Consider the following 16,620-nt stretch of genomic DNA (forward strand, 5'->3'; position numbering starts at 1 on the left):
TCGTCGTGACCGTCGGCCCGCACAGCGTATGCGTCGCGGCTCGACGCGTGAGGCCGCCCCGGGCGTACGATTCGCGCACGGCGCGTCGGGAGGTTCGGGCGATGAGCGACCAGGGCGATCCTCGGGAGGGCATCCCGACGAGCAACGAGGTGAAGCGAACGCCGGATCCCGGGTTCGAGTTCGAGCGGGACCCGCGCGACGTCCCCGATGTCGGCGGCGAGCCCGAGCCCGACGACGGCGTCGAGCCGTAGCGCCATGTCCGACGCGCCGACGGGCCCGGTCGCGCCCGCTGTGCCGCCGGCAGGGCAGGCGACGGCTGCGCCCGCCGGGGCAGCGGGCGAGCCGGCGGGGCACAAGACCTACCTCGCCTACGTCGAGGGGCTGGTGAAGGGCCAAGACGAGCGCAAGGGGTCGATCGAGTCGCGCGGGCTGTCGGTCGTGACGACCTCTGGCGTCCTCGTGTCGCTCCTGTTCGGCCTCGTCGCGCTCGTCTCCGATGCCGAGGGGTTCGAGCTCCCGAGGCGCGCCCATGGCCCGCTCGCGGTCGCGCTCGTCCTGTTCGTCGTCTCGGCCGTCCTGGCGCTGCTCACGAACCTCCCGCTGCTCTACCGGAACGTCACCGAGGAAGGGCTCAACACCGTCCTCGACAGGTGTTCGAACGACGACGAGCGCGCCGCGAACGTGCGCGTGGCGTCGACCCTCGTGACCGTCTTCGGCCGGGCGCGCGCCGTCAACTCGGTGAAAGGCTGGTTGCTCGTGGCAGCCATGGTGTTCGAGGTCGCCGCCGTCGTCTGCGTCGCCGTGGCCGTCGGCGAGATCCTCCGCGCCGCATAGGCCGTCGTAGGGTCGGGGCGTGACGACCCACGACCGCCCGTTCGGCCGCCACCTCGAGGACTTCGAGGTCGGCGACGTGTACCGGCACTGGCCGGGCAAAACGATCACCGAGTACGACGACCACCTGTTCTGCATGGTCACGATGAACCACCACCCGCTCCACACCGACGCCTGGTTCGCGGAGCATGGGACCGTGCACGGGCGCAACGTGGTCGTCGGCAACCTCGTGTACTCGGTCGTCCTGGGGATGAGCGTGCCCGACGTGAGCGGCGCGGCGATCGCCAACCTGGAGGTGGAGACGCTCAGCCACAAGCGCCCGACCTTCCACGGCGACACGATCTACGCGGAGACCAGGGTGGTCGACCGCCGGGAGTCGTCCTCCAAGCCCGACCGGGGGGTGGTGACGGTCGAGACGAAGGGGTTCAACCAGCGGGGCGAGGAGGTGTGCTCGTTCCGCCGCAAGGTGCTCGTGTGGAAGCGGGACGCGGCGCCGGCCCGGCAGCGGCCCTACGGCGACGACGTGTGGGACGGCGGCGCGGGATGACCGTCCACCCCACCGCCGAGAAGGGGTTCACCGACGGGGTCGGGGCCTACGAGCGGGCCCGCCCCGGCTACCCGCCCGAGGTCGTCGACCTCCTCGCCGCCGAGCTCGGGCTCGGGCCGGGGCGCACGGTGGTCGACCTCGGCGCCGGCACGGGCAAGCTGACCCGGCTGCTGCCGCCGACCGGGGCGAGGGTCGTCGCCGTCGAGCCCGTGGCCGCCATGCGGGACACGCTGGCCCGCCTCGTGCCCGAGGCGGAGGTCGTCGACGGCACGGCCGAGGCCATGCCCCTGGAGGACGGCTCGGCCGACGCCGTCACCGTCGCCCAGGCCTTCCACTGGTTCGACGCGCCGGCCGCCCTCGCCGAGCTGGCCAGGGTGCTGCGGCCGGGCGGCGGCCTCGCCCTCCTCTGGAACACGAGGGACGAGAGCGAGCCGTGGGTGGCCGAGCTGTCCCGGCTGATCCACTGGCACGACTCGCCCATCCCCACCTACGACCGCGACCGGGACTGGCCCGGGGTCGTCGCCGCCTCGGGCCGGTTCACCCCGGTCGAGCACCGCCGCTTCCACCACGACCAGGAGATGGGCGCCGACCTGCTGGTGGAGCGGGTGCTGTCGACCAGCTACATCGCCGCCAAGCCGGCCGGGGAGCGGGAGCGGATCGCGGCCGACGTCCGCGGCCTGGTCGACGGCTTCCCCGAGCGGTTCCCGCTGCCCTACGTCACCGACGTGTACTGGTGCCGCCGGGACGGCTGAGCCCGGCCCTGCTGGCCTGGGGCGAGGCCGCCCGGCGGGACCTGCCCTGGCGGCGGACGCGGGACCCGTGGGCCGTGCTGGTGAGCGAGGCCATGCTCCAGCAGACCCAGGTGGCGCGCGTCGCGCCCCGGTGGGCGGCGTTCCTCGCGCGCTTCCCGACCCCGGCGGCCTGCGCCGCCGCGCCCGTCGGCGACGTGGTGCGCGAGTGGGCGGGGCTCGGCTACAACCGCAGGGCCGTCGCCCTCCACCGGGCGGCCACCGCCGTCGTCGAGCGCCACGGCGGGCGGCTGCCGGCGTCGCTCGACGCGCTGGTCGCGCTGCCCGGCATCGGCCCGTACACGGCGCGGGCGGTGCTGGCGTTCGCGTTCGGGGCCGACGTCGGCGTCGTCGACACCAACGCCGCCCGGGTGCTCGCCCGGGTCGCCGGCCGGCGGCTCGGGGCGGCCGCCGCGCAGGCCGCGGCGGACGCCGCCGTGCCGGCCGGCCAGGGGTGGGCCTGGAACCAGGCCGTCCTCGACCTCGGCGCCACCGTCTGCGTGCGCCGCTCGCCCTGGTGCGGCGCCTGCCCGGTCGTCGCCGACTGCGCCTGGGCCGCCGCCGGCCGGCCGCCCCCCGACCCGGCCGACGGGTCGGCCGGGGTCGGCCGGGGTCAGGCCCGGTTCGCCGGCTCCGACCGGGAGGGCCGGGGCCGGCTGGTCGCCGCCCTGCTCGACGGCCCCGTCCCCCTCGACGCCATCGCCGCCACCGCCGGCTGGCCGTCGGACCCGGCCAGGGCGAGGCGGGCGGCCGACGGGCTGGTGGCCGACGGCCTCGCCGTCGTCGCCGCCGGCGCGCTGCGCCTCCCCTGAGCCGGCGGGTGTGACCGACGGCCGCGAGTTGCCCACGGACGGCGCGCCCCGAGCGGGCCGGCCTGGGTACCCTGTCCGCCGATCACCGGGGGAGGCCGACACTGCTGAACGTCACGTTCTACGGGGTGCGGGGCTCGACACCCTGCCCGTGCGACGCCAACCGCCGCCACGGCGGGAACACCGCGTGCGTCGCGCTCGAGGTCCCCGGCGAGGACCCGATCGTGCTCGACCTCGGCACCGGCCTCCGCTTCTGGGGCGCCACCCAGCCCACCGACGGCAGCTTCCGGGGCACCGCCCTCGTCACCCACCTCCACTGGGACCACGTGCAGGGCCTGCCCTTCTTCGCCCCGGCCGACCGTCCCGGCGCCGTGTTCGACATCTACGGCCCGGCCCCCGAGGGGATGGGCCTCGCGGCCGCCTTCGACGAGTTCATGCGGGCGCCCTACTTCCCGATCTCGGTCGCCGACCTCCGGGGCGAGATCCGCTTCCACGACGTGGCCGCCGGCGACCTGGCCGTCGGGCAGGCCAAGGTGAGGGTCCGGCCCGTGCCCCACGTCGGGCGGACCAACGGCTACCGGATCGACTGGGGCGGCGCGTCCGTCGCCTACGTCAGCGACCACCAGCAGCCGGTGGACGACCCCGGGCGGGTGAGCGACGACGTGCTCGACCTGTGCGACGGCGTCGACCTCCTGATCCACGACGCCCAGTTCACCGGCGAGGAGTTCTCGGAGCGGGCCCACTGGGGCCACTGCACGGTCGAGTACGCCGTGGAGGTGGCTCGCCGGGCCGGCGCCCGTCGCCTCGCCCTGTTCCACCACGACCCGGCCCACGGCGACGACGTCGTCGACCGCCTGCTCGGCGACGCCCGGCGGGCGGCGGAGCGCTCCGGCGTCGAGGAGGTGCTGGCCGCGGCGGAGGGCCTGACGGTCGCGTTCGGATGACCCGCTGACCGTGCCCTGATGAGCAACCCGTTCGACCCCGAGTGGACGGCGTCGTTCGACTCGGCCCGGTTCCGCCAGGTGCTCGGCCACTTCCCGACCGGGGTGACCGTCGTCACCGCCATGAGCACCGACGGGCCGATCGGCCTGTCGATCGGGTCGTTCTCCTCGCTGTCGCTCGACCCGCCGCTCGTGCTGTTCTGCGCCGGCCGCACGTCGACCACCTGGCCCCGCATCCGCGACGTCGGGGCGTTCTGCGTGAACATCCTCGCCGAGGACCAGGAGGACATCTGCCGGGTCTTCGCCGGGCGGGGCACGGACAAGTTCGCGGGGATCGGGTGGCGGCCGTCGCTCGTCGGCGCCCCCCAGCTCCACGGCTGCCTGGCGTCGCTCGACTGCCGGGTCGACGAGGTCCACGAGGGCGGCGACCACGACATCGTGATCGGCCGGGTGCTCGACCTCGAGCTGCACCGCCAGGGCGGTCCGCTGGTGTTCTTCCGCGGCGGGTACGGCCGGTTCGCGCCGTAGGCGGCGGTTCGGACGATGGGCCGGTCGGCCCATTGACTTTTCTCGCGCGCAGAGGGTTCACCGACCGCGCTGTGCGGTAATGTGCCACGCAGCGGGCACACAGGGCGGCCCGGTGACACGGAGTGTGGCCGATGGGCGTGGAACACCTCTGGCAGGGAAGTGTCCTCGGGCAGGCGCTGGCCGACGTCGCCGCGACCAGGGAGCGCACCCGGCTGAGCCGGATCAAGCGGCTCACCGTCGTCCTGGCCGCCCTCGCCGTGTGGATGGGCTGGCGCCAGTTCGTGGCCGGCGACCCCGTCCAGCCCGGCCTCCCGCCCATGCTGGCCGAGCTCGGCCCGATGCTGATCATCGTCGTCCTGCTGGCGGCCGTGCTGCTCGTCCCCCTCGTCGGCGCCGGCAAGTCGCCCCACGTGCTCTACCGGGCGAGCGAGATCGACGTCGGCCTCGACGACGTGAAGGGCCTCGGGGCGGTGCGGGACGAGGTCGTGAAGACCCTCAACCTGTTCCTCGCCCACAAGACGTTCCAGGACCACATGGGCGGCACCCCCCGCAGGGCGATCCTGTTCGAGGGCCCGCCCGGCACCGGCAAGACCTACATGGCCAAGGCCATGGCCAAGGAGGCCGGGGTGCCGTTCCTGTTCGTCTCCTCGTCGGCCTTCCAGTCCATGTACTACGGCCAGACCAACCGCAAGATCCGCAGCTACTTCCGGGCGCTGCGCCAGGCCGCCCGCCAGGAGGGCGGGGCCATCGGGTTCATCGAGGAGATCGACGCCATCGGCGCGGCCCGCAAGGGGATGGGCTCGCACAACACCGACGGCATCACCGGCGTCGTCAACGAGCTGCTGATCCAGCTCCAGTCCTTCGACGAGCCGACGAGGACGGGGAGGGCGTGGGGCGCGGTCGTCGACCAGGTGAACCGCCTGCTCCCGCCCCACCGCCACCTCCGCAAGCCGCCGTCGAGCCGGGCCAACATCCTCGTCGTCGGGGCCACCAACCGGGCCGACGACCTCGACCCCGCCCTGCTCAGGCCCGGCCGCTTCGACCGGACCATCCACTTCGACCTGCCCAACCGGGCCGACCGGCGGGAGATCATCGACTTCTACCTGGACCGCAAGGCGCACGCCCCCGAGCTCGACGACCCGGTCCGCCGGGACCAGCTGGCGGCCATGACGTTCGGCTACTCGCCGGTCATGCTCGAGCACCTCTTCGACGAGTCGCTCGTGTGGGCGCTGCGGCGGGGCGCCGACCGGCTCGACTGGCACGACGTCCAGCAGGCGAAGCTCACCGAGGAGCTGGGGCTCAAGCAGCCGGTCGAGTACACCGAGCGGGAGCGGCGGACGATCGCCACCCACGAGTCGGGGCACGCCACCGTCGCCTACCTCGTGTCCAAGGCCGGCGCCGACGGGTCCGGCGCGGCCCGGGCGACCCGCAAGCTCGAGGTGCTCTCGATCATCAAGCGGCGCGAGGCGCTCGGCCTCCTGGCCCACAGCGACCCCGAGGAGCGGTTCACCAACACCCGCTCGGAGGTCTACGCGCTGGTGCTGATCGCCATGGGCGGGCTGGTGGCCGAGGAGCTGGAGTTCGGCGAGTTCGGCACCGGGCCGGCCGGCGACCTCCAGAGCGCCACCAGCATCGTCGCCCACATGGTCGGCTCGTACGGGATGGCCGGGTCGCTCGTCAGCTACGAGGCGGCCGCCGTGCAGGGCGCCGGGAACCTCGTGGCCAAGGTGCTCGGGAACGAGGAGGGCAGGGCGGCGGTCGACCGCATCCTCCAGGAGGCCAAGGCCGACGCCGAGGTCATCGTGGCCGAGCACCGCCACATCCTCCACGCCCTCCGCGACGCCCTCCTCGAGCGCGACGAGCTGATCGACGGCGAGATCCTCGACGTCATCCACCGCGCCGAGGCCGCCCACGGCGCCGCCACCTCGACCATCGACCTCCGCGAGCTCCCCGTCGTCGGCGACTGACGTCACGGACGCGTCCGCCCCGAAGTGGGTAGGACGACGCCGTGCGCCGCGTACCCTTCGTCGCCCTCGTCGTCGTCGCCACCCTCCTCGCCGGAGCGGGCCGGGCCGGCGCGCTCCAGACCGCCAGCGCGCTGACCGACGCGGCCGACGCGCTGCGGAGCCGGCCCGTCTACGTCGCCCCCGACGCCGAGCGGGCCATCGACGAGGCGGCCGCCGCCGACCTGGCCGCCCAGGTGGCGGCGAGCGGCCACGCCATGTTCCTCGCCGTCCTGCCGGCCTCGGCCGCCGACGCCACCGGCGGCGACGTCGACGCCGTGCCGGCCGCCCTCGCCGAGGCGACCGGCCTGGCCGGGACCTACGGCGTGGTCGTCGGCGACAGCTTCAGGGCCGTCGGCCCCGGCAACGCCGGCGAGCTGGCCACGGCCGCCTTCCAGGCGAGCGGGGCCGAGGGCACCGAGGCCGTCCTGGCCGACTTCGTCGGCCGGGTGGCCGCCTCCCAGGGCACCGGCTCCGGTGACGGCGGCCTGGTCCCCGGCCCCGGCGGCACCACGGCCACCGACCCCGGCGCCGCCACCGACGAGGGCGGGGAGGGCGGCGGGGTGTCGAACCTCGGGCTCCTCGGCCTGCTCGCCGCCGGCGGCGGCGGGCTGTTCCTCTGGTCCCGGTCCCGGCGCCGGCGCCTGGAGGCCGAGCACAAGGTCGAGATCGACGCCGACCGCCAGCTCCTGCTGGCCGAGCTGTCCGTGCTGGGCGACGACGTGATGGGCCTCGAGCCCCAGGTCACCCTCCACCCCGAGGCCAGGCCCGACTACGACGCGGCCGTGAGCCGCTTCCGGGCCGCCCACGCCGCGCTCGACTACGCCCGCGACGACGTCGACCTCGTCCGGGTCGAGCGGGTGATCATCGAGGGGCAGTACGCGATGGCCAGGGCCAGGGCCACCGTCGAGGGCCGGGAGGCGCCGGCCCCGCCGCCCGAGCTGACCCGCAGGGGCCGCCACGACGAGCCCGCCCTCGACCTCGACGAGTACGGCCAGCCCGTCTACGTCGGCTACGGCACCCCGTTCTACGGCGGCGGCTGGTTCGGCGGGGGCGGCGGCCTGTTCAGCGGCCTGCTCCTCGGCTCGATGCTGTCCCCGTTCGGCTGGGGCGGCATGTGGGGCGGTGGCGGCGACGTGTACGTCGACAACGACGGCGGCGGCTGGGGCGACGGCGGCGGCGGGTTCGGCGGCGACGTGGGCGGCGGGGACTGGGGCGGCGGCTTCGGCGGCGACGTCGGCGGCGGCGACTGGGGCTGACCGGTCCGACCCGGCCGGCGGCCTACGCCAGGCCGAGCTGCCAGAGGACGAAGGCCTGGGTCTCGGCCTCCTCCCTCCACAGGTCGTAGCGGCCCGACGGGCCGGCGTGGCCGGAGCCCATCTCGGTGCGCAGCAGCAGCGGGCGGTCGTCGGTCTTGGTCGCCCGCAGCCTGGCCACCCACTTGGCCGGCTCCCAGTACTGCACCCGCGGGTCGTTCAGCCCGGCGGTGACGAGCATGGCCGGGTACGCCTTGGGCTCGACGTTCTCGTAGGGCGCGTAGGCCTTCATGGCCTCGTAGAAGTCGGGGTCCTTCGGGTTGCCCCACTCCTCGAACTCGACCACCGTCAGCGGGATCGTCTCGTCGAGCATCGTGTTGATCACGTCGACGAACGGCACCTCGGCGACGACGGCCCTGAACAGCTCGGGCGCCAGGTTCACGACCGCGCCCATCAGCAGGCCGCCGGCGCTCCCGCCCCTGGCGACGAGGCGGTCGGGCGACGTGAAGCCGAGGTCGACGAGGTGGCGGGCGCAGGCGACGAAGTCGGTGAACGTGTTGCGCTTCGCCAGGAACTTGCCCTGCTCGTACCAGCGCCGGCCCATCTCGCCGCCGCCCCGCACGTGGGCGATGGCGAAGGCCACCCCCCGGTCGACGAGGTTGAGCCGGGGGATCGAGAACACCGGGTCGGTGGAGATCTCGTAGGAGCCGTAGCCGTACAGCAGGCAGGGCGCCGGCCCGTCGCCGGCGCCGTCCCGCCGGCGGACGAGCGAGATCGGGATGCGGGTGCCGTCCTCCGCCGTCGCCCACTCCCGCCAGGTCTCGTAGTCGTCGGGGTCGAACCCGCCGAGCACGGGCTGGCGCTTGACGAGGGTGTCCTCCCCGCCGTCGAAGCGGTGCTCGTAGACCGACCGGGGGGTGACGAGCGACGTGTAGCCGTAGCGGACGGCGTCGACCTCGTACTCGGGGTTCTGCTCCAGCCAGACGCTGTGCACCGGCTCGGGATGCGTGACGGCCCTCACCTCGGCGCCGTCGGGGTCGAGCACCCGGAGGCGCTGCATCCCCTGGTGGCGCTCGGAGGCGACGAGGTGGCCGGCGAAGCAGGCGACCTCGTCGAGCTTCACGTCGTCGCGGTGGGGGATGAGGTCCTCCCACGACGACCGGCCCGGCGCGTCGACCGGGGCGGCGACCAGCTTGAAGTCGACGGCGCCGTCGGCGTTGGTGGTGATGACGAAGCGGTCGCGGTCGGCCTGGTGGTCGACGTCGTACTGGACGCCGGTCTCCCGCTCGGCGACGACCCGGAAGCGGGCGCCGGGGTCGTCGGCGTCGAGGACGTGGACCTCGCTCGTCATCTTGCTCTCGAGCCCGACGACGACGAAGCGCTGGCTCCTGGTCTTGCCGACGCTCACCCAGAAGCGCTCGTCCGGCTCCTCGAGGAGGCACTCGTCCTCGTCCACGGGGGCGCCGAGCACGTGCCGCCACACCCGCCAGGGCCGGTGGGCGGCGTCGAGGGTCGTGTAGAAGACCGACCGGTTGTCGTTGGCCCAGGTGGCGCCGTAGTAGGCGCCGGTGATCTCGTCGGCGTGGTCCTCGCCGGTCGCCAGGTCCCGCACCCGCAGGGTGAACACCTCGCCCCCGGTCGTGTCGGTGCCGTAGGCGAGCATCGTGTGGTCCGGCGACACGGAGAAGGCGCCGAGCCGGAAGTAGTCGAGGCCCTTCGCCATCTCGTTCTCGTCGAGCAGCACCTGCTCGGCGCCCTCGTCGTCCTCGGCCGTGCCGACCGGCCGGCGGCAGTGGACGCCGTACTGGAGGCCCTCGTAGGTCCTGGTGTAGTACCACCACGGCCCCTTGCGGACCGGCACCGACACGTCGGTCTCCTGGGTCCGCCGGCGGATCGCCTCGAACAGCTCGTCCCGCAGGGCGCTGGTCGGCGCCAGCACGGCCTCGGTGTACGCGTTCTCGGCCTCGAGGTAGGCGATCACCTCGGGGTCGTCGCGGTCCCGCAGCCAGTGGAAGTCGTCGGTGACGGTCTCGCCGTGGACGGTGCGCGAGTGCGGGCGACGCTCCGCGGACGGGGGCGTGGTCGGCACAGCTGACGAGGCGGTCACCCGCCGGAGCGTACCTAGACCGGTTCGGGCTCGGGCTCCAGCAGCAGCACGCTGGCGTCGGTGGCGCGCCGCCGGCCCCAGGCCGTCACGTACGGGTCGTCGGTCAGGTAGACGAGCTGCACCCGCTCCGACAGGCGCAGGAGCATGTCGAGCAGCTCCCACTTCCGCTCGGCGGGGATGCGGAGGAACGGCTCGTCGAGCAGCACCGGCACCCGCTCGCGGTCGCCGCCCGGGTGGCTGGCGGCGGTGAGGTGGGCGAGCAGCTCCTGCTGGACGTCGGCGACGAGCGAGGCGAGCGCCGCCTCGCCGGACCCGCCGTGCTGGGCCTCCAGGGCGGCGACCCGGCGCTCCAGGGCGCCGTGCCGGTCGGCCAGGCGCTCGGCCTCGGCCTCCATGGCCCTGGCCCGCTCCAGCTGGGCCCGCAGCTCGGACCGGCGGTGGGCGAGCTCGGGCGACGCCACCGGCGCGGTCGCCTCGGACGCCGTCACCGTCGTCCACTCCGGCCGGCGCAGCCGGCGGGCCTCGGTCTGGAGGCGGACGAGGTCGTCCTCGATGACCTCCCTGGGCCTGGCCCTGGTCCTCGCCTCCTGGCGCTCCTCGGCCCGCTGGACGGCCCAGTCGAGCGCGCCCACCCGCTCGGCCAGGTCGCCCTCGGCGATGCCGACCCGGTCGAGCAGCCCGCCCAGGTCGGCGGCCAGCGCGGCCTCCTCGGCCTCGGTCGCCTCGAGCTCGGCCTGGAGGCGGGCCAGGCGCCCGAGCGCGATGCGGTCCCGCACCTCCTCGAGGGCGACGGCCACGTCCTCGACGCCGAACGGGGTGACGGCCCGGAGCACGGCCTGGCGGGCGGCGGCGAGGGCCGGCTCGGCCCGCCCGGTGAGGTCGTCGCGGAGGGCCTCGATCTCCTCGGCCGCGCCGCCGAGGCTCGACAGCGCCCTCGCGTACGACCGGACCTCCTCGGCCAGCCGGGTGGCCACGTCCGGGCTGACCGGCCCGGCGACCCGGTGCCAGGCGTCGAGCGCGGTGCGGTGGTCGAGGGTGGCGAGGTCGAGGCGCTTGCGGGCCTCGGGGTCGACCGAGGCCTCCACCCGCCGCATCTGGTAGGCGAGGTAGCTCGGGATCTCGGCCCGTTCGAGCACGGCCTGCTCGGCGGTCAGCGCCCGGCGCAGCCGGGCCCTCGGCAGGACGAGCAGCCAGAGGGCCACGGCGGCGGCCGCCCCGAGCACGAGGACGGCGAGGCCGAGCGCCACCTCCGTGGCGAGCAGCGCGGCGACGGCGCCGAGGCTGGTGCCGAGGATCCCCCGCTGCCAGCCGCCCTCGACGTCGCGCTCGGCCTCGTCGACCCGCTGGTGGGCCGCCTCCAGCTCGGCGACGAGCGCGGTGCCGCTGGCCGGGCCCAGCCCGCCCATGGCCACCTGCGCCTCCTGGAGGCGCCTGGCCGTCTCGGCGACCTTGCGGTGGGCGTCCCACAGCACGCCCTGCTCCGCCCTGGCCAGCTCCGACACGGTCGGCGACGACGGCTCGGGCAGGCGGGAGGCGGCGAGGTCCTTCAGCCGCAGCGACAGGGTGTTGCGCTCGGCCTGCGCGGCCTCGAGGTCGGCGACCAGGCCGGGGAGCTCGGTCGGCATCCGCTCGGGGTAGGTCAGGGCGGCGGCCACGTCGGCGGCCGCCAGCCGGTCCCGGTCCCCGAACCGCCGCCGAAGGTCGGCCAGCCGGTCGGACACGGCCCGCCACCGCTCGGCCACGCCCCTCGCCTCGGTCGCCGCGGCCAGGAGGTCGCGGTCCTTCTCGACCCCGGCCGAGCCGCCCTGGAGGGCGGCGGCCTCGGCCCGCACCCGCTCCAGGTCGGCGAGCACCTGGGCGTACTCGCGCCGGGCCACGCCGTCCTCCGCGCCCCGCAGGGTGGCCTCGATCCCGGCCAGCTCGGCCCTGACCTCCTCGGCCACCTTCGACGCCGCCATCGCCTCGTCCAGCTGCTGGGACAGGGCCCGCAGCATGGCCCTGGCCTCGGCCAGCTCGGGCGGGTCGTCGGTCCTCGGCCGGCCGAGGGTCATCCCGAGGTCGGCCGCGTGCAGCAGCATCAGGCTCCGCAGGGCCTCGACGTCGGGCGCGACCGTGCCCAACAGGACCGGCGCGGGGGAGCCGTCGTCGTCGTAGGTCGCCACCAGCCGCCCGCCCGACGACACCGCCCTGGCCCGCCGCCCGACGCCGTCCCGGTAGGTCAGGGTGGTCGCCTCCGCCCGCCCGGACAGCGCGCCCACGATGCTCTCCGCCAACGCCTGACGCTCGAGCACGCCGATCCCGCTCAGCACGGTCAGCTGGGGGTGGAAGCGGACGCGGAGCTCGTCGCCGGGGATGCGGAGGACCAGCTCTTCCAGTTGCACAGGGCCTCCCACCTCCTCAGGGACCGCTATCGGCACGGGCCAGGTCGGGCTGTAGGCCGCCCCGGGGGATGATCGCCGGGGAGGCAGTTGTTACTATCGCCGTAGGAGAAATCCCCGACCGCACGGGACAGGACGCACCGCATGGCCGACACCGACCTCGCCATCGACCTCAGCCGGTACAAGCTCGGCTGGAGCGACGAGGAGAACTACGTCTTCAAGCCCAAGAAGGGCCTGAACGACGAGATCATCCGCGAGATGTCGTGGATGAAGGGCGAGCCCGACTGGATGCGCGACCTCCGCCTCCGGTCCCACCGGTACTTCCGCCGCCGCCCAATGCCGAGCTGGGGCGGCAACCTCGCCGGGCTCGACTTCGACGACATCTTCTACTACATCAAGCCGACCGCCCAGCAGGTCGACGCCTGGGACGAGCTGCCCGAGTCGGTCAAGCGCACCTACGAGAAGCTGGGCATCCCCGAGGCCGAGCGCAAGTACCTCGCCGGGGTCACGGCCCAGTACGAGTCCGAGGTCGTGTACCACCGCAACCGGGACGACCTCGCCGCCCAGGGCGTCCTGTTCACGGACATGGACACGGCCCTCCGGGAGCACCCCGAGATCGTGAAGCGCTGGTTCGGCAAGGTGATCCCGCCGAACGACAACAAGTTCGCGGCGCTGAACTCGGCCGTCTGGTCCGGCGGGTCGTTCATCTACGTGCCGCCCGGCGTCGAGGTCTCGATGCCGCTCCAGGCCTACTTCCGGATCAACGCCGAGAACATGGGCCAGTTCGAGCGGACCCTGATCATCGCCGACGAGGGGTCGAAGGTGCACTACATCGAGGGCTGCTCGGCCCCCGTGTACACCACCGACTCGCTGCACTCCGCGGTCGTCGAGATCGTCGTGCGCCCCGGCGCCCACGTCACGTACACGACCATCCAGAACTGGTCGAACAACGTCTTCAACCTCGTCACCAAGCGGGCCAGGGTCGAGGCCGAGGGCCACATGGAGTGGATCGACGGGAACATCGGGTCGCAGCTGACCATGAAGTACCCGGCCGTCTACCTGATGGGCCCGAAGGCCACCGGCGAGGTGCTCTCGGTCGCCTACGCCGGCGCCGGCCAGCACCAGGACACCGGGGCGAAGATGGTCCACGCCGCTCCGGAGACGTCCTCGAAGATCGTCTCGAAGTCGATCTCGAAGGACGGCGGCCGCACCAGCTACCGCGGCCTCGTCCGGGTCGAGGAGGGCGCCTACGGCTGCCGCAGCCACGTCCAGTGCGACGCCCTGCTGCTCGACGAGCACAGCCGGACCGACACCTACCCGTACCAGGAGATCGGCGAGCGCGACGCCCGCATCGGCCACGAGGCCACCGTGTCGAAGGTGGCCGACGAGCAGCTGTTCTACCTGCGCAGCCGGGGCCTGACCGAGGAGCAGGCCATGGGCATGGTCGTGAACGGCTTCATCGAGCCGGTCACGAGGACCCTGCCCATGGAGTACGCGGTCGAGTGGAGCCGCCTGATCGAGCTCCAGATGGAGGGCTCGGTCGGCTGAGGCCGAGGTGACGGGCCGGTCCCCGGGACCGGCCCGTACACTTCCCGGCCATGCCGATGCGGCAGGACTGCAAGCAGTTCGAGAGCCGGACCTACCCGAACGGCGAGGCCGTCCGCAAGTGCAACCTCGACCTCGCGCCCGAGGCGCCGTGGCGCTGCCCGGAGGACTGCCCGAGGTACGAGCGGCGGCTGGCCGACGTGAACTGGAGCTACGGCACCCTCGTCACGCCGCCGACGCCGGCCCGCCCCGACGCGCCCGACGTCGCCGCCGTCCTGGACGAGGCCGAGGACATCGTGAACGCCGCCGGCCCGCAGATCCTCGCCGAGATCGAGGAGGAGCGCCGGCGCCGCCCGTTCTGGAAGCGGGTCTTCGGCCGCGGGCGCTGATCCCGGCTCGGGGCCGGGGCGCCGCCGGCCGCCGGTAGGCTGGCCGGTCGCCGTGCCTGGACCGTTCACCATCGACGCCGCCGCCGCCCTGCCGGGCCCCGGCTGGCTGCGCGACCGGCGGGCGGCCGCCGCCGAGCGCTTCGCCGCCGCCAGCCTGCCGTCGACCGACGAGGAGGTGTGGCGCTACAGCCGCATCGCCGACCTCGACCTCGACGCCTACCGGCTCGACGGCCCCGCCCCCTCGGGCATCCCCGCCGGGCTGGCCGAGCTGGGCGAGTCCGTCGCCGAGCGGTCCGCGCTGGTCGTCACCGTCGACGGGCGCGTCGTCCACCGGGAGGTCGACCCGGCGCTGGCGGCGAAGGGCCTCGAGGTCGGCCCGGCCGGCGAGGGCGACCTCGGCGCCGTGGCCGAGCGCCCGACCGACGTGTTCGCCGAGATGAACGACGCGTTCGCGGCCGAGCCCATCGTGGTCCGGGTGCCGAGGGGCATGACCGTGGACCGGCCCGTCGTCGTGGCCACCTGGCTGTCGACGCCGGGCCTGGCCACCTTCCCCCGCGTCGTGGTCAGGGCCGGCGAGGACAGCGACGTCACCGTCCTCGGCTACACCGGGTCCGACCCGGTCGCCGGGCTCGTCGTCCCGGTCGTCGAGCTCGACGCCGCCCCCGCCGCCCGCCTCCGCTGGCTCGGCGTGCAGGACCTCGGCCTCGCCGTGTGGCAGGTCGGCTCGCTGGTCAGCCGGGTCGACCGGGACGCCAGCCTGCTCGCCTGCACGGCGGCGCTCGGCGGTGACTACGCGCGGCTGCGCACCGACTGCCGCATGGAGGGCCGGGGCGCGAGCGGCGACCTCCTCGCCGTCTACTTCGGCGAGGCCGACCAGACCCTCGACCTGCGCACCTTCCAGGACCACGCCGCGCCCGACACGACGAGCGACCTGCTGTTCAAGGGCGCGGTCGGCGGGCGGTCCCGCTCCGTCTACACGGGCCTCATCCGGGTCGAGAAGGTGGCGCGGGGCACGAACGCCTTCCAGACCAACCGCACGATCAAGCTGTCCGAGCACGCCTGGGCGGAGTCGGTGCCGAACCTGGAGATCGAGAACAACGACGTGCGCTGCAGCCATGCCTCGGCCATCGGGCCGATCGACGAGGACCAGCGCTTCTACCTGGAGAGCCGGGGCGTGCCGCCGGCCATCGCCGAGCGGCTCGTGGTCGCCGGGTTCTTCGACGAGGTGCTGGCCCGGCTGCCGGTCCCGCCCGTCGTCGCCGCCCTGCGCCGCCGGGTGGCGACCAAGCTCGAGCGGAGGGCGGGCTGATGGCGACCGAGGTCCGCCTCTGCTCGGTCGACGACGTCGAGCCCGGCTCGGCCCGCCGCTTCGACGTGAACGGCCACCGGGTCGCCGTCGTGCGGATCGACGACGACTTCTACGCCATCGGCGACCGCTGCACCCACGCCGACATCTCGCTCGCCGAGGGCGAGGTCTACGCGGACACGAAGGAGATCGAGTGCTGGAAGCACGGCAGCACGTTCTCCCTCGTGACCGGCCGGCCCAACACGCTGCCCGCCACGAAGCCGACCCCGGTCTACGCCGTCCGCGTCGACGGGACCGACGTGGTCGTCCGCCTGCCGTGAGGGCTCACGGGTCCTGTCAGGCGGGGGCCCCGTCCCGGCCCCTGGTCGGGGCCGGGCCCCACCCCTTCCTGCCACCCGCTCGCGGGCCGAGAAGCAGAGTCGGCCTTCGGCCGACGCCGGTCGCATGACGACGCTGGAGATCCGCGGCCTGCGGGCCGGGGTGCGGGGCCAGGAGATCCTCCGGGGGATCGACCTCACCGTGGCGAGCGGCGAGGTGCACGCCGTCATGGGCCCGAACGGGTCCGGCAAGTCCACCCTGTCCCACGTGATCATGGGCCGCCCCGGCTACGAGGTGACGGGCGGGACGGTGACCCTCGACGGCGCCGACGTGCTGGCCATGGAGCCGTGGCAGCGGGCCCAGGCCGGGCTGTTCCTCGCCATGCAGTACCCGACCGAGGTGCCCGGCGTGGCCGTGGAGGACGTGGTGGCCGAGGCGCTGGTCGCCGCCGGCCGCGACCCGTCGGTGGTCGTCACCCGGATGCGGGAGGAGGCCGACCGCATCGGCCTCGACCGGTCGCTGCTGCGCCGCTCGCTGAACGTGGACCTGTCAGGCGGCGAGAAGAAGCGCAACGAGACCGTGCAGCTGGCCGTGCTCGAGCCCCGCATCGCCATCCTCGACGAGCTCGACTCCGGCCTCGACATCGACGCCCTCCGGGCCGTCAGCCGCCGCATCGAGCAGGCCACCCACGAACAGCAGCTGGGCGTGCTGGCCATCACCCACTACAGCCGCCTCCTCCACGAGCTGCGCCCCGACCGGGTGCACATCCTCGTGAAGGGCGAGGTGGTGGCCTCCGGTGGCCCCGAGCTGGCCGCCGAGCTGGAGACGACCGGCTACGCGGCCTACGCCGCCCACGCCTAAGACGGGGGCGGTA

General features: G+C 74.3%; 16 protein-coding genes. 14 read left to right on the top strand and 2 right to left on the bottom strand.

Annotated features, from left to right (window positions below; genetic code table 11):
- The first annotated feature begins 101 nt into the window (after positions 1 to 101).
- From VGB14_01010 to VGB14_01050, 9 genes are all read left to right on the top strand, one after another.
- Positions 102 to 251 carry a hypothetical protein gene (locus VGB14_01010; protein ID HEX9991483.1) on the top strand — a complete coding sequence of 50 codons (150 nt, stop codon included), beginning with the start codon at positions 102 to 104 and terminating at the stop codon, positions 249 to 251.
- A gap of 4 nt (positions 252 to 255) precedes the next feature.
- A complete protein-coding gene (locus tag VGB14_01015) occupies positions 256 to 834 on the top strand; it encodes a hypothetical protein (GenBank protein HEX9991484.1) in 579 nt (192 codons plus the stop codon).
- A gap of 19 nt (positions 835 to 853) precedes the next feature.
- The gene (locus VGB14_01020; GenBank protein ID HEX9991485.1) at positions 854 to 1,378 is read left to right on the top strand and encodes a MaoC family dehydratase; all 525 of its coding nucleotides are present in this window, start codon (positions 854 to 856) and stop codon (positions 1,376 to 1,378) included.
- Positions 1,375 to 2,130 carry a methyltransferase domain-containing protein gene (locus tag VGB14_01025; protein HEX9991486.1) on the top strand — a complete coding sequence of 252 codons (756 nt, stop codon included), beginning with the start codon at positions 1,375 to 1,377 and terminating at the stop codon, positions 2,128 to 2,130. The genes VGB14_01020 and VGB14_01025 overlap by 4 nt, the downstream gene beginning before the upstream one ends.
- Entirely contained in the window at positions 2,112 to 2,978 is an 867-nt protein-coding gene (locus VGB14_01030; protein HEX9991487.1) for an A/G-specific adenine glycosylase, read from the top strand. Before VGB14_01025 ends, VGB14_01030 begins: the two co-directional genes overlap by 19 nt.
- A gap of 125 nt (positions 2,979 to 3,103) precedes the next feature.
- Complete coding sequence (locus VGB14_01035; GenBank protein ID HEX9991488.1) at positions 3,104 to 3,919, top strand: MBL fold metallo-hydrolase; 816 nt, start codon at positions 3,104 to 3,106, stop codon at positions 3,917 to 3,919.
- Positions 3,920 to 3,937: 18 nt separating this feature from the next.
- Complete coding sequence (locus VGB14_01040; protein ID HEX9991489.1) at positions 3,938 to 4,444, top strand: flavin reductase family protein; 507 nt, start codon at positions 3,938 to 3,940, stop codon at positions 4,442 to 4,444.
- A 131-nt stretch (positions 4,445 to 4,575) separates the two neighbouring features.
- Positions 4,576 to 6,411: an AAA family ATPase gene (locus tag VGB14_01045; protein HEX9991490.1), complete on the top strand. Its 1,836-nt coding sequence runs from the start codon at positions 4,576 to 4,578 to the stop codon at positions 6,409 to 6,411.
- Positions 6,412 to 6,452: 41 nt separating this feature from the next.
- Positions 6,453 to 7,706, top strand: a complete 1,254-nt coding sequence (locus VGB14_01050; protein ID HEX9991491.1) for a hypothetical protein — start codon at positions 6,453 to 6,455, stop codon at positions 7,704 to 7,706.
- 22 nt (positions 7,707 to 7,728) lie between these two features.
- On the opposite strand, the gene VGB14_01055 is transcribed toward VGB14_01050, so the two are convergent.
- The gene (locus tag VGB14_01055; protein ID HEX9991492.1) at positions 7,729 to 9,810 is read right to left on the bottom strand and encodes a S9 family peptidase; all 2,082 of its coding nucleotides are present in this window, start codon (positions 9,808 to 9,810) and stop codon (positions 7,729 to 7,731) included.
- Positions 9,811 to 9,824: 14 nt separating this feature from the next.
- On the bottom strand, positions 9,825 to 12,191 hold the full coding sequence (locus tag VGB14_01060; GenBank protein ID HEX9991493.1) for a hypothetical protein: 2,367 nt from the start codon (positions 12,189 to 12,191) through the stop codon (positions 9,825 to 9,827).
- Between the two features lie 141 nt (positions 12,192 to 12,332).
- Between VGB14_01060 and sufB the strand changes: the two genes are divergently transcribed.
- From sufB to sufC, 5 genes are all read left to right on the top strand, one after another.
- Positions 12,333 to 13,736 carry a Fe-S cluster assembly protein SufB gene (sufB, locus tag VGB14_01065; protein HEX9991494.1) on the top strand — a complete coding sequence of 468 codons (1,404 nt, stop codon included), beginning with the start codon at positions 12,333 to 12,335 and terminating at the stop codon, positions 13,734 to 13,736.
- Between the two features lie 50 nt (positions 13,737 to 13,786).
- Positions 13,787 to 14,122 (top strand): hypothetical protein, encoded by a 336-nt coding sequence (locus VGB14_01070; protein HEX9991495.1) that lies wholly within the window; start codon positions 13,787 to 13,789, stop codon positions 14,120 to 14,122.
- Between the two features lie 52 nt (positions 14,123 to 14,174).
- Positions 14,175 to 15,431 (top strand): SufD family Fe-S cluster assembly protein, encoded by a 1,257-nt coding sequence (locus tag VGB14_01075; protein ID HEX9991496.1) that lies wholly within the window; start codon positions 14,175 to 14,177, stop codon positions 15,429 to 15,431.
- Positions 15,431 to 15,748 (top strand): non-heme iron oxygenase ferredoxin subunit, encoded by a 318-nt coding sequence (locus VGB14_01080; GenBank protein ID HEX9991497.1) that lies wholly within the window; start codon positions 15,431 to 15,433, stop codon positions 15,746 to 15,748. The genes VGB14_01075 and VGB14_01080 overlap by 1 nt, the downstream gene beginning before the upstream one ends.
- A 124-nt stretch (positions 15,749 to 15,872) precedes the next feature.
- A complete protein-coding gene (sufC, locus tag VGB14_01085; GenBank protein HEX9991498.1) occupies positions 15,873 to 16,607 on the top strand; it encodes a Fe-S cluster assembly ATPase SufC in 735 nt (244 codons plus the stop codon).
- Positions 16,608 to 16,620 lie beyond the last annotated feature (13 nt).

The sequence above is a fragment of the Acidimicrobiales bacterium genome (assembly GCA_036399815.1).
Classification (GTDB): domain Bacteria; phylum Actinomycetota; class Acidimicrobiia; order Acidimicrobiales; family DASWMK01; genus DASWMK01.